General features: G+C 75.3%; 13 protein-coding genes. 6 read left to right on the forward strand and 7 right to left on the reverse strand.

Annotated elements, in window-relative coordinates; translation table 11 throughout:
• Positions 1-14 precede the first annotated feature (14 nt).
• The 4 genes from ABTZ91_RS32580 (at position 15) to ABTZ91_RS32595 (ending at position 5557) form a co-directional block, all read left to right on the forward strand.
• Positions 15-2843: a hypothetical protein gene (locus ABTZ91_RS32580; protein WP_407078077.1), complete on the forward strand. Its 2829-nt coding sequence runs from the start codon at positions 15-17 to the stop codon at positions 2841-2843.
• 196 nt (positions 2844-3039) lie between these two features.
• Positions 3040-3291 carry an EF-hand domain-containing protein gene (locus ABTZ91_RS32585; protein ID WP_352080838.1) on the forward strand — a complete coding sequence of 84 codons (252 nt, stop codon included), beginning with the start codon at positions 3040-3042 and terminating at the stop codon, positions 3289-3291.
• A 79-nt stretch (positions 3292-3370) separates the two neighbouring features.
• Positions 3371-4072, forward strand: coding sequence for a GntR family transcriptional regulator (locus ABTZ91_RS32590; RefSeq protein ID WP_407078078.1), 702 nt, complete (start codon positions 3371-3373; stop codon positions 4070-4072).
• Between the two features lie 147 nt (positions 4073-4219).
• The gene (locus tag ABTZ91_RS32595) at positions 4220-5557 is read left to right on the forward strand and encodes an amidohydrolase family protein (protein ID WP_352080839.1); all 1338 of its coding nucleotides are present in this window, start codon (positions 4220-4222) and stop codon (positions 5555-5557) included.
• Between the two features lie 55 nt (positions 5558-5612).
• Here ABTZ91_RS32595 and ABTZ91_RS32600 read toward each other — a convergent pair whose 3' ends face one another.
• From ABTZ91_RS32600 to ABTZ91_RS32615, 4 genes are all read right to left on the reverse strand, one after another.
• Complete coding sequence (locus tag ABTZ91_RS32600) at positions 5613-5894, reverse strand: hypothetical protein (RefSeq protein WP_352080840.1); 282 nt, start codon at positions 5892-5894, stop codon at positions 5613-5615.
• Between the two features lie 424 nt (positions 5895-6318).
• Positions 6319-7467 (reverse strand): Vms1/Ankzf1 family peptidyl-tRNA hydrolase, encoded by a 1149-nt coding sequence (locus ABTZ91_RS32605; RefSeq protein WP_352080841.1) that lies wholly within the window; start codon positions 7465-7467, stop codon positions 6319-6321.
• 156 nt (positions 7468-7623) lie between these two features.
• A complete protein-coding gene (locus ABTZ91_RS32610; protein WP_352080842.1) occupies positions 7624-8097 on the reverse strand; it encodes a DUF5709 domain-containing protein in 474 nt (157 codons plus the stop codon).
• A 240-nt stretch (positions 8098-8337) separates the two neighbouring features.
• A complete protein-coding gene (locus tag ABTZ91_RS32615; RefSeq protein ID WP_352080843.1) occupies positions 8338-8577 on the reverse strand; it encodes a hypothetical protein in 240 nt (79 codons plus the stop codon).
• 229 nt (positions 8578-8806) lie between these two features.
• On the opposite strand from ABTZ91_RS32615, the gene ABTZ91_RS32620 reads away from it, so the two are divergent.
• Together ABTZ91_RS32620 and ABTZ91_RS32625 are read left to right on the forward strand one after the other, a co-directional pair.
• Positions 8807-9007 (forward strand): hypothetical protein, encoded by a 201-nt coding sequence (locus tag ABTZ91_RS32620; protein WP_352080844.1) that lies wholly within the window; start codon positions 8807-8809, stop codon positions 9005-9007.
• Between the two features lie 348 nt (positions 9008-9355).
• Positions 9356-9592 carry a DUF6480 family protein gene (locus ABTZ91_RS32625; RefSeq protein ID WP_352080845.1) on the forward strand — a complete coding sequence of 79 codons (237 nt, stop codon included), beginning with the start codon at positions 9356-9358 and terminating at the stop codon, positions 9590-9592.
• 161 nt (positions 9593-9753) lie between these two features.
• Here the strand turns inward: ABTZ91_RS32625 and ABTZ91_RS32630 are convergent, their stop codons facing one another.
• The 3 genes from ABTZ91_RS32630 to ABTZ91_RS32640 are packed head-to-tail and all read right to left on the reverse strand — an operon-like array spanning position 9754 to position 11577.
• On the reverse strand, positions 9754-10560 hold the full coding sequence (locus ABTZ91_RS32630) for a metallophosphoesterase (protein ID WP_352080846.1): 807 nt from the start codon (positions 10558-10560) through the stop codon (positions 9754-9756).
• The gene (locus ABTZ91_RS32635) at positions 10557-10829 is read right to left on the reverse strand and encodes a hypothetical protein (protein ID WP_352080847.1); all 273 of its coding nucleotides are present in this window, start codon (positions 10827-10829) and stop codon (positions 10557-10559) included. Before ABTZ91_RS32635 ends, ABTZ91_RS32630 begins: the two co-directional genes overlap by 4 nt.
• On the reverse strand, positions 10822-11577 hold the full coding sequence (locus tag ABTZ91_RS32640; protein ID WP_352080848.1) for a nucleotidyltransferase family protein: 756 nt from the start codon (positions 11575-11577) through the stop codon (positions 10822-10824). The genes ABTZ91_RS32635 and ABTZ91_RS32640 overlap by 8 nt, the downstream gene beginning before the upstream one ends.
• Between the last annotated feature and the right edge of the window lie 39 nt (positions 11578-11616).

An 11616-nucleotide genomic window follows, 5' to 3' on the forward strand; every position in this document is an offset into this window, starting at 1 on the left:
TGAGGATGACCGCTTTGATACGTGTCACACGCGGCATGACCACCGCCGTGGCGTTACTCGCGCTGGCGACCGCGTCGCCCGCACCGGCGTTCGCGCAGCCGTCGCCGGGGGATCCGACGGCCGCGTCCCCGGGCAGCCGGTACGGGGACCCGCGGCTGCCGGAGGGCTGGCGGGTCACCGGGAGCGGCGCGGGCCGGCAGCTGGTGTGGACGCCGGACGAGCCGGTGCCCATGGGGGACGCCCGGGTCGAGTTCCGGGCCGGCGGGCGGCTCCTCGGGTATCCGGTGCCCCGGCCGGACGGCCGCTCCTTCCGGCTGGCGCTCGGCGACATCCGCCTCGACGAGGGCGAGCGGCTGCGGGTGACGGCCGGTGGCCGCGAGCTGGACGGGACCGGCCCGAACCGCTCGGGCAAGGCCCGGCCGCTCATACCGACCGCGCCTGCGGCACCGCCGGCGCGACCCGGCACCGGGCAGGCCCCGCCGCCGGTGAACGCCGTGGACCCCGGGGTGCGCGGCCCCTACCGCACCGTCGGCGGCGAGTACGCGCTGAGGTCGGTCCGGCTGCCCGGCTTCCCCGAGCCCGTCGAGATGCGCGCCGCCGTGGTCGGCCCTGCCGACGCGCCCGGGAAGCGGCCCGTGGCGCTCTTCCTGCACGGCCGCCACGCCACCTGCTACACGCCGGGCACCGAGGACGTCAACGGCGCCTGGCCCTGCCCGTCCGGCATGCGGCCGCTCCCCAGCCACCAGGGCTATCAGCGCGCCCAGCGGCTCCTCGCCTCGCAGGGCTATGTGACGCTCTCCATCGCCGCCAACGGCATCAACGGGCAGGACTTCCGGGCCGAGGACGGCGGTGCGCAGGCCCGCTCCTCCCTGGTCCGGCTGCATCTGGCGCGCTGGGCGGAGTGGGCGGCCCACCGCAAGGGCGCCCCGGCCGCCGTACGCGCGGTGGCGCCCGCCGACCTCTCGCGCGTGCTGCTCGTCGGCCACTCCCGGGGCGGCGAGGGCGTCAACCGGGCCGCGCTCGACAGTCTGTACGCCCCGCCCGCGGACCAGGACGGCCACCGCGGCCCGGTCCGGTGGAAGATCCGCGGCAACGTCCTGATCGGCCCGACGATCTTCGGCCAGAACCCGGCGCCGGACGTGCCGTCCGCGACCCTGCTGCCGGGCTGCGACGGTGACGTCTCCGACCTCCAGGGCCAGATCTACGTCGACGGCACCCGAGGCGTCAGCCGGGGCACCGCCCTGCACAGCGCGGTCTACATGGTCGGCGCCAACCACAACTTCTTCAACAGCGAGTGGACGCCGGGGCAGGCGAAGGCGTCCGCGATCGACGACTTCCCGTCCGAGGACGGCACCGACCCGGTGTGCAGCCCCGGCACGCCGACCCGGCTGACCGCGACGCAGCAGCAGGCCGCCGGCGCCACCTACATCGCCGCAGCCGCGCGGCTGTTCGTCGCGGGTGACGACCGGGTGCGTCCGCTGCTCGACGGCACCGGCCGCCGCGCGCCCTCGGCCGGCCCGGCCCGGGTCCTCACCCACGCCGTCGGGGCGCACCGGACGCCGGCGTTCCTGCCGGGTCCCTCGGTCACGGTGTCGGGGACCGGCGCCCGGCTGTGCGCGCAGGTCGACCCGGACGCCGCCCGCTCCTGCCTGTCGCCCGACGAGGGCGGCGCGTCCCCGCACTTCGCGTTCTGGGAGGCGTCTGCGGAGCCGGGCCGCCACGCCGTCGCGCTGCGCTGGGAGCGGCCGGGCTCCCCGGTCGCCGTGCGGGCGGGGCGGCCGGTCTCCCTGGCGGGCTCCGAGGCACTGGCGCTGCGGCTGATCGTCCCGCCGGGCAGCGCGGGCACCGAGCTGGACGTCGCCGTGACGGACGCGTCGGGCCGCCGCGCGCACCTCGGGCGGGTCCGTGCCGACGGACTGCCGGGCAGCGAGCGGACCGCCTCCTACTGGGGCCGTGAGGTGCGCGTGCCGCTGGCTCCGGCCGTCCGCGCCGCCCTGGACACCCGGCGGATCCGGGCGCTCGAACTGACGCCACGGAGCGGTTCCGGCCGCGCGTGGCTCATGGACGCCTGGGGCTGGCGGCCCGGCACGCCCGAGGCGCGCCCCGCGCCGCTGGCCCGGGTCGACATCGGCCGCCTGACGGTCGACGAGGGCGACGAGGGGACCCGTACGTACCGGGTACCGGTGCGGGTGACCGGCAAGGGCACGGGGCAGGTCAGGCTGTTCGTCCCCCGGCCGGGCGGCGACGAGGTCGCGTCCCGTGTGGTGACGGTCCGCCCCGGGCGGCACGCCCTCGAGATACCGGTCGAGGTGCGGGGCAACACCCGTTACGGCTATGACGTGACCCACGACGCCTTCGTCAAGGCGGTGCGCGGCACCGTGGTCGGCGCGCACCGCGGCGGCGTGACCGCGCGGAACGACGACCCGATGCCCACGGTGAGCGTGACGCCCGTCGCGGACGACGTGCCCGAGGGCAAGGCCCTGACCTGGCGGGTGACGCTGTCCGCGGCCGCCGACGCGGACGTGATGGGCGGCGTCGAGTTCCTGCCGGTGACCGGGGGCGCGGAGCTGTCGACGGCGGACGTGGACCGGCGCTGGGTCGAGGAGCACTTCTGGTTCGTGCCCGATCCGCCGCGGCCGCTGTCCCGGCCGGTGGAGCCCGGCGCGTATCTCTCCTTCGCGGTCCCGGCCGGGGAGACGCGCACGGAAGTGACCGTTCCCACCGTCGCGGACGGGGTCGCCGAGCCGGCGGAGTCGGTGCGGGCGGTGGTGTTCGGCTATGACGCGGAGTGGGAGCGGGTCCCCGGTCCCGAGCTGACGGGGACGGTGCGGGACGCGGGCTGACCGGTTACGGTCGAGCGGCTGCACGGTCGATGAGGGGCGGTCCGAGCGGGCCGCCCCTCCTCTCATGGCAGCGCCGCCCCTCTTCTCGGACAAGGGGGTGCGCGGGAGGCAACGCGGCGGCCGTCTCCCGCGTCCTTCCCCACAGCACCCGTCGGCCCGTCCGCGGCCGCCCAGGATTCGTCGAACAGGACACGTGATGAGCGACAAGGCCCGGATTCTCTTCGACGCGCTCGATCTCGACCACGACGGCACGCTGACGCGCGCGGAGGTCATCGGGGCGTTGCGGGCCAAAGGCCCCACCCTCGCCGCCGAGGGCGTGATCCCGCTGTGGGGCGTGGGCGGGGACGACGCCGCCTCGGCGCTGTTCGACCAGGCCGACCAGAACGGTGACCGCGTGCTGTCGTTCGAGGAGTTCGCCGCCCTGGTGGACCGCCGCTTCGGCTGGTGAGGGATCGGCGCCCCGGCGACGTATCCTCGGCGCGGGCAGGCGCCGAGGGACGGACGGGGACGTGAAGAGGTCGGACGAGGTGGCGGGCAGGGCGCCGGGCGGGTCGGCGCGCGGCGGCGGGGACGGTTCGCGTACGGCCGGGTCGGCGTCGCTGAGCGCGCGGGCGCGCGAGGAGGTGCTCCAGCGGATCGTCGACCGGCGCTACCCGCAGGGCGCCCGGCTCGTGGAGCGGGAGGTCGCCGAGGAGCTGAGCATGTCCCGCGTGCCCGTGCGGGAGGCGCTGCGCGCCCTGGTGGCGGAGGGGCTGCTCGAACTGCTCCCGCACAGCGGTGTGCGCGTACGGCGGCTCGAGCGTGCCGACGTGGAGCACCTGTACGAGGTGTGGGAGCCGCTGGCGGTGCAGGCCTCGCGGCTGGCGGCGCGGGCCGTGGCGGCGGGCGACACGGCGGGGCTCGACGTGCTCGAAGAGCTGCTGCGGCAGGCGGAGACGGCGGCCGCGCAGGACGAGGGGGCGCGCGAGGTGGCCGCGCACACCGCCTTCCACGAGGGCATCGTCGCCATGGCCGGCAATCCGCTGCTCGGCCGCACCATGGAGCAGTTGAGCTGGCAGCTGCGGCTGCTGTTCGGGCTGCGCGCCGAACCGGCGCACATGCGTGCGCAGCACGCCGAGATGCACCGGCACATCGCCGCCGGTGACCAGGAGGCCGCGGCGGCCGGCACGCTGCTGCACGTACGGGACAGCAGGGCGGTCGCCCTGCGCACCCTCTTCGGCGAGGCCTAGGCTTCGCTCGCCACCCACTTTGTATACCAGCAGCGCCCTCAACCTCTCCACCAAACCACCCTTTCCCGGTCTTTGGCTGCGCCCCTTGTTCGTCGGACGCAGCTTGGTATACAAAACGGGGACCCATCATCAGCCGAAGGAGTCCCCATGCAGTCCTCCTCCCCCACCACAGGCGCGCCCTCGCGTCGGACGATGCTCGCCGGAGCCGCCGCCCTCGCCGGGGCGACGGCCGCCACGGGGGCCGGGGCCGCGGCCGCCCAGGCCGTACCGCCGGTGGCCGACGGCCAGGGGAACGAGCGACGGACGCGGACGGTGGTCTTCCGTGACGTACGGCCGTTCGGCGCGGCGCACGCCACGGACCTGGTGGTCGTCGACGGCCGGATCGCGGACGGGCCGGCGCCGCGCGGGGCGAAGGTGGTCGACGGGGGCGGCCGGATCGCGCTGCCCTCGCTCGTGGACGCCCACATCCACCCCGACAAGACGACCTGGGGCGGCTCCTGGGTCTCCCGGCGTCCGGCGAGCGGCATCGCCGACTACGTCGAGCAGGACGTGGAGCTGTTCCGCGGCCAGCGCCGCCCCGTCGCGGAGCGCGCGTACGGGCTGATGTCCCACGCCGTCGCCCGCGGCACCCGCGCGATGCGGGCCCACGCCGACGTCGCCCCGGCGTACGGCCTGGCCGGTGTGGAAGGACTGGCGGAGGCGCGCGAGCGGCTGCGGCACGCGCTCGACGTGCAGATCGTGGCCTTCCCGCAGCACGGCGTCGTCCGCACCCCGGGCACGGCGCGGCTCCTCGAGGACGCGGCGCGCGCCGGGGTCGTCGACATGATCGGCGGCATCGACCCGATCGGCTTCGACCAGGCCCTCGACGAGCAGCTCGACCTGGTCTTCGGCATCGCCGACCGGCACGGCGTCGGGGTCGACATCCATCTGCACGACCGCGGCGACAAGGGCCTCAAGGCCCTGCGCGGCATCATCGAACGCACCCGCGCCCTGGGCCTCGCCGGTCAGGTCACCGTCAGCCACGTCTTCTGCTTGCCGGCCCTCTCCGACCGCGAACTCGGCTCCCTCGCCGCCGACCTGGGCGCCCAGGACATCGCCCTCACCACCGTGGCACCGTCCGACTCCCTGGTGCTGCCGATCGCCCGGCTGCGCGAGCACGGGGTGCGCGTCGGCCTCGGCTCGGACGGGGTGCGCGACTCCTGGAGCCCGTTCGGCGACGCCGACATGCTGCACCGCGCCCACATCCTCGGCTGGGTCACCGACGTCCGGCTCGACGAGGAGCTGACGGACTGCTACGACGTCGCCGCCCACGGCGGCGCGGACGTCATGGGCCTCGCGCACGCCGACCTCGCGCCCGGCTCTCCGGCCGACTTCGTCCTCGTACGGGGCGAGTGCCTGCCGCAGGTGGTCGTGGACATGCCCCGCCGGGACATGGTCGTCCACGGCGGGGTGGTGGTCGCGCGCGACGGCGAGTTCCTGGCCTGAGGCGCCCGTGACGGTTGCTACGCCGCCGTGGGGCGGGTCGGCCGGTGGGCGGGTGCTACGCCGCCGTGGGACGGGGCGGCCGGTGGGCGGTCGTCAGCGGTCCGACGACGGTGAGCGGGATGCCCAGCGTCTCGCAGATCCGGCGGGCCCGGGACAGGGTGCTCAGCGAGGCCGGTGACGGATCCGACGTGGGGAGCTGGATGCGGACGTGCCGCGGCCGGTGCGCGTAGAGCAGCGCCTCGGTCTCCAGGAAAGCGGCGGCCCGGCTGGTCACGTCGAGGTCCCGCAGCAGCGACAGATGCAGGACGCCGTCCTCGAAGGCGTGGCTGATGAGCATGACGATCTCCTTCCGCCGCTCGATGGGCCGCCCCGGCCGCACGGCAGTGCTGTGGGGATGAGCAGGGCAGGCGGGGCGGCTCACCCAGTATGCGGAGAAGCGTGCTGCTTGCGTCCTTTCGTGGGACGTGTCGGCCGGCGCGCGGAGGGCGGTGCCGACGGCGTCCGCGCCTGGCCCGGACCCGTACGGGGACTCGTACGCCTTTGTGCGAAGTCCTACGAGTACGCAGGGCGTCCAGAGGGGCGTACGGGGTCGTGCGGGGTCGTGCAAAGTCGTACGGGTTCCTACGGGTTCGTACGGAGCCCTCGTACCGGACAAGGCTAGGCAGAGGCCCGCCGTGATCGCACCCGCACGCCCTCGGTGCCCGGAGTTCGCCGGGTTCCGAGGGCGTGCGGTCCGCCGTGCGGGGCCTGCTACCGGTGGGTCACCGGTCGGCGCTCTCCTCCTGTTCGCTGCGGGGCCAGCGCAGCAGGGCGCCGATCCCGCCGGCGGGCACGGCGTCCGCCGAGCCGTCGCCCGGGACGACGACCGCCTCGCCGCCGGCCACCGCGGCGCACAGCACGAGCGCGTCGTCGGCCCGTTCCGCGTGGGGGTGCTGCGCGCCGAGCGACTCGGCCTCGGAGCGGCGCACCGCCACCTGGTCGGGTTCGTCGCCGACCCAGATCTCCCGGTTGGCGTCGGGCCCGGCCGGGCTGATCAGGAGCGTGTCGAGCCGGTGCTGCCGGGCGGCCTCGGTGACCGCGGGCACGCCCTCGACGGCCGTCGTCGGGCGGTCGCCGTCGCCGCGGCCGGCCCGGAAGCGGTCCAGGACCGCCTCGGTGCTCTGTGCGGCCACCTCCATGCGGGCCGCTTCCACGTCGGCCATGAGGAGTTCGGTGTCGGCGCCCGCCGCCCTGCCGCCGTGCGAGCTGATCCTGGTGACCCCGCGCAGCTCGTCGGGCAGGTGGTCGTGGACGGCGTGGCACTCGCGGCCGCCGCCGGCCAGCACCATCACGGCGGCGTCGGAGTCGTGGAAGACCCGGGTGAGCTCGCCGGCGATCAGCGCCGCGTTCTCCTCCCAGGTGTTCTCGACCGCGGCGTCGAAGTGGGTCGCCGACCAGTCACCCGCCGCGGCGCGGCGCAGCGGCCAGTCACGGCCCTCCACCGAGCCCTCGTCCTCCGTCGCGCCGGGACCGTACACGTGGTAGTCGGCGCCGCTTCGGTCGACGAGGGCGACGACGCAGCCGGGAGCCTGCCCGGCGGTCTCCAGGAGGGGCGTCACGCGCGGGAGTTCGCCCCAGTGGGCCTCGGGCCTGCCCGGCGGCCGGTCGAGCCGCCGGGTCAGCGCGACCCGTCCGTCCGCCGCGAAGAGCGCGAGGCCACCGGCCCCGGCGTCGGGCGGCGTACGGTCCAGCGCCTCCCGTACGGCCTGGGTGGTCGCCGCGTCCGCGCCCTGCTCCTCCAGGGACCGGCACAACTCGCGCCAGGTGAGTTCACGACGGTCCGCGGACGCTTCGTCGGGCGGCCCGCTGGTGGCGTACACGGACGCCCACGGTCCTTTGTGGGCCACGGGTTCGAGGAAGTCGAGCTTCACCGTCATCCCCTCGCATCGGTTCGTGGTTGCTGTCGGGCCGGATCCGGTCGCGGGATCCGGCCGTCGGTCGTGTGCGTCGAGTCGATGGGACAGCCTCCCTCCCGGTCCGCCGGCCCGGCGCCTCGGTGTACGACGACGGGCCGCCGGCCGCGGGCGTCAGCGGCCGTCGATGCCGGTGTCCCGGTGGACCGCCGCCTCCTCGGCCGACGCCGTCCCGTCGTCGAGCCCCACGTCTTCGGCGGCGACCCCGCCGGGGATCGCCGGCTCGGGGCCGACGAGACGCCCGGCCCGGGTGGCGCCGGCCTCCTCGTCGACGGGCTCGCCCTCCCCGTCCGGGAGGTCGCCCAGCTCGTCTCCGCGGGGCTGTGTCACGTCCGGGCGCTCCTGGGCGAGGCGGTCGTCCAGGGACGAGCCCTCGCGCTGCTCGCGCGGGGTCGTGCCGTGCCGGGTGACGGCGCGCGGCCGGTCGGGCGGCGAGTAGCCGGGGTCCTCCACGGCCTCGGTGGCATCGGTGTCCAGGGCGTTCTCGGGGTCGTACGGGTCGCTGGGCCGGTTCGAGGCGTCCGAGCCGGTCGGCTGGTACACCTCGTCCCCTCGCCCGTCCGCTGTCGTCGCGGGGTCCTCTGACATCGTCAGGGCTCCTCTCGGTCGCTCCGTGTGCTGTGGGAGACGTCCGCCGTCGGGCTGTACGAGCCCGCCTCGTCGTACCTCACGATTCGGCGTCCTCGTGCCTCACGGTCCGGCGTCGTCGTGTCTCACGATCCGGGGTCGTCGTGCCTCACGATCCGGGGTCGTCGTGCCTCACGATCCGGGGTCGTCGTGCCTCACGAGCCCGCCTCGTCGTGTCTCACGATCCGGGGTCGTCGTGCCTCACGATCCGGCGTCGTCGGACCGCGTGCCCTTCGCGCCGGTCTGCGGGGCGTCGTCGCCGCGACGTCCCCGGCCGCCGGTGTCCGTGCCCGCGTAGGGCGGCGGGTCGACAGGAGGTTCGGGGTCGTGCCATTCCTCCGCACGGGTCGGGTGCCCGGAGCGAACCTGGCCTTCGACCTCCTTCTTGCGTTCGTCGTCGAGGCGTGGTCCGGACTTGTTGCTGCCGCGCTGTGTGGTCATCTGCGGTTCTCCTGGGTCGGCGCCCGCCGCCAGGGGTGGGCGACTCGGTTCTGTCGGGGCGCCCCGCTGCGGGGCCGCCACGCCCGGCTCGGCGTGCCGGCTGCGCGGTGCCTTCCTCGCGACTACCCCGGCGGGCGCGGGACAGACACCGGATCCGCCGGGACGAATGAAATCCGTGGGACGGGTGAGACGCCCGGCGAACCCTTCCGTCACACGGCAGGAGAGCGTGATGACCAATCCCCAGCAACCGGAGCAGAGGCGCAGCGGGCGAGGAGCCGGGACACCGCAGGACAGCTCGGCCCTCAAGGCGAACCAGCCGGCGGGGCCGCGGGGCAAGGGCGGCCGGCCGCACGGCACCGACAAGGGCGAGCGCGGCGGTGGCGAGGGCGGCGGCACGCCTCCCGACCAGCAGCCCGAACCGCACGCCTGAACGCCGGTCCGCGCCTCGCGGGCATCCGACGTCAAGGGGCCTCCGGCTTCGAGCCGGAGGCCCCTTGACGTGCCGTGCCGGTGCGGACGAAGGCACCGCCCGGACGGCAGGAGGGCCGATGGCCGGACGGCCCATGGTCGGAGTCGATCGTCGGAGGGCCGGTGGCCGGATGGCTCGTGGTCGGATGGCCGGTGGCCGGATGGCCCGTGGTCGGATGGCCGATGGCCCGTGGTCGGATGGCCGATGGCCGGATGGCCCGTGGTCGGATGGCCGATGGCCGGATGCGGGGCGCGACCCGTGGGTAGGCGCCGGGCACGCGGCCGACCGGCCGCCGAGGAGGTGACCGTCATGACCACCCCGAGCAACCCCGACCCCGACCCCCGCACCTCGGCGGGCCTGGAGCCGGGCGGCGGCGTGCCGCCGGGCGAGACGCCTCCGGCGGAGGCGGGCACGGGTACCGGAACGGGGCCCTACCGGCGCCCGACCCGTGGCTGGGCCGCCGGTCCCATGGTCATCCTGTGGATCCTGGTCCTCGTCGTCGCCCTGTTCTTCGCGGTGTACGGCATTGTCCTGGCCACGCGCTGAACGGCGGGCGTCCCGCAGGGCGGGGCGCCCGCGCGTCGAGGGGACGCCTCCCCGGCCGGGCGGCGTCCCCTCGTGCGTCTTTGCTGCGTCCCTCCTGCGTCCCTCCTACGTCACTCGTGACCCCGACCTTGCGCGACCGGGATCCGCCGTCCGCGGTGCGCTCAGCCCGGTCCGACGGTGGTGGGGCCGGGAGCGGCGTCGGGCGGGTGGTGGCCGTCGACCGGCAGCTGGTAGAGGGCGAAGGCCTGGCGGATCACCGGCTGGGCGACGTTGCGGACCCGTACGCCGCCGGCCGTCATGCCGTGCTCGGTACCCAGGTGGGCGTGGCCGTGCACCGCGAGATCGGCGCCCGCGGAGTCGATCGCCTCGGCGAGGAGATAGCTGCCGAGAAACGGATAGATCTCCAGCGGCTCGCCCGCCAGCGTGTCGGGTACGGGCGAGAAGTGGGTCAGCGCGATGCGTACGGCGCAGTCGCCGACCGCCAGGTCCCCGAGCGCGGTGGTCAGCCGCTCCGCGCTCAGCCGGGTCGTGCGGACGAACGCCTTCATCTCGGGTTCGCCGAACTCGCCCGCGCTGCGGCCGACGAAGCCCCCGCAGAACCCCTTCGCCCCGGCGACACCGACCTTGCGTCCGGCCACCGGCAGCACCACCGCGTCCCCTTCCAGGACGGTGACCCCGGCGTCCTGGAGCACCTGGGTCACCTCGGACTCCTGGCCCGAGTGGTAGTCGTGGTTGCCGAGCACGGCCACCACCGGCACACCGCAGTCCCGTACCTCGCCGGCGACCACCGCGGCCTCCTCGGCCGTTCCGTGCCGGGTGAGGTCGCCGGCGAGCAGCAGCAGGTCGGCGCAGTCGGCCAGGCGGGAGAAGGCGGGCCGGAGCAGGCCCTCGCAGTCCTCGCTCAGGTGGATGTCGCCGACCGCCGCCACCCTGACGACCTCGTGCGCTGTCGAGGTGGCAGTGCTCATGGCAGCTCTTCCCATCGCTCCGGCGCGTCCGCGCAGGCCACCGCCAGGTCCGCGAGCACCGTGAAGCCGGCCAGCTCGTCGCGGGCGAGCCGGATGATCTCGTCCCGCCGCGTGGTGGTCGGCACGGTGCCCGTCAGGACGACGGCGGCGCCCCGCTGCTCGATCTGCACGCCGAGCTCGGCCAGGTCGTCGCCCGCGAGCCGCTCGCGCAGCCGTGCGATGCGGTACTCGCCCTCGTACGCTCCGGCATGCTGCTGTTGCTCACTCATCACCGCTCCCTCCTCCGGCCGCGGCCCCCGCGCCGCCCGCCCCGGCACGGGTCGCGCCGGGTCCCGTCGCGTCGGCTCTGGGAATCACGTCGAGCAGTTCGAGGAGGTAGAGGAAGGCCTCCGCCATCGGCAGTCCCTGGGTCTCGGCGCGCACCCGGGCCCAGTCGACGCGTTCGCGCAGCCCGCGGGCGACCGGCAGCAGGGCGCCGAAGTCGCAGTGGTGCTCCGAGAGCGCCGCGAGTCGGACGGTCATCAGGTCGGTGGGCTCGATCACCGGCATGTGGACGGAGTCGACGGGCAGCGTCAGGGCGCGTCCGAGGAGTTCGGTGGTGACCGGGCGGCCGGCCAGCGAGAAGATCAGGTCGATCTCCTCTCCCCCGCTGCGGGCCTTCACCAGCCAGTCCTCCGGCGGGTCCACGATCCGGATGCCGCGCTCGCGCAGCAGCTCGGTGACGGTGTCGGCGTCCTCCCTGCGCACGGCGAAGTCGGTGTCGTGCTGGAGTCGCACGGGGATTCCGTGCGCGTACGCGGCGACGCTGCCGACCAGGGCGAAGGGGCAGCCGGACTTCTTGAGGACGGCGGCGACCTCCTTGGTCACCTCCAGGATGGCCTGCGTGTGGTCCGGTGGCAGGTCGCGGGCGCGGTCGTCCTCGCGCTCCACCCGTATCCCGCCATGGCCCGTCCGCAGCTCGTGCGGGTGGGTGAGGGGGGCGTGGGCGTCGTCGCGACGCCCTTCCGTGAGCTTCATGGGGTCCTCCTCCCGGGGACGACCGGCGTCTCGTCGGGG

Origin of the sequence: Streptomyces sp. NPDC126499 (genome assembly GCF_040302485.1) — a bacterium.
GTDB lineage: Bacteria > Actinomycetota > Actinomycetes > Streptomycetales > Streptomycetaceae > Streptomyces.

Bases quoted from the DNA above. Each gene is read 5' to 3' on its own strand.
- ABTZ91_RS32615 (WP_352080843.1), bottom strand. From the start codon at position 8,577: ATGACCACACAGCGCGGCAGCAACAAGTCCGGACCACGCCTCGACGAC.
- ABTZ91_RS32610 (WP_352080842.1), bottom strand. From the start codon at position 8,097: ATGTCAGAGGACCCCGCGACGACAGCGGACGGGCGAGGGGACGAGGTG.
- ABTZ91_RS32620 (WP_352080844.1), top strand. From the start codon at position 8,807: ATGACCAATCCCCAGCAACCGGAGCAGAGGCGCAGCGGGCGAGGAGCC.
- ABTZ91_RS32630 (WP_352080846.1), bottom strand. From the start codon at position 10,560: ATGAGCACTGCCACCTCGACAGCGCACGAGGTCGTCAGGGTGGCGGCG.
- ABTZ91_RS32640 (WP_352080848.1), bottom strand. From the start codon at position 11,577: ATGAAGCTCACGGAAGGGCGTCGCGACGACGCCCACGCCCCCCTCACC.
- ABTZ91_RS32635 (WP_352080847.1), bottom strand. From the start codon at position 10,829: ATGAGTGAGCAACAGCAGCATGCCGGAGCGTACGAGGGCGAGTACCGC.
- ABTZ91_RS32625 (WP_352080845.1), top strand. From the start codon at position 9,356: ATGACCACCCCGAGCAACCCCGACCCCGACCCCCGCACCTCGGCGGGC.
- ABTZ91_RS32600 (WP_352080840.1), bottom strand. From the start codon at position 5,894: ATGCTCATCAGCCACGCCTTCGAGGACGGCGTCCTGCATCTGTCGCTG.
- ABTZ91_RS32595 (WP_352080839.1), top strand. From the start codon at position 4,220: ATGCAGTCCTCCTCCCCCACCACAGGCGCGCCCTCGCGTCGGACGATG.
- ABTZ91_RS32585 (WP_352080838.1), top strand. From the start codon at position 3,040: ATGAGCGACAAGGCCCGGATTCTCTTCGACGCGCTCGATCTCGACCAC.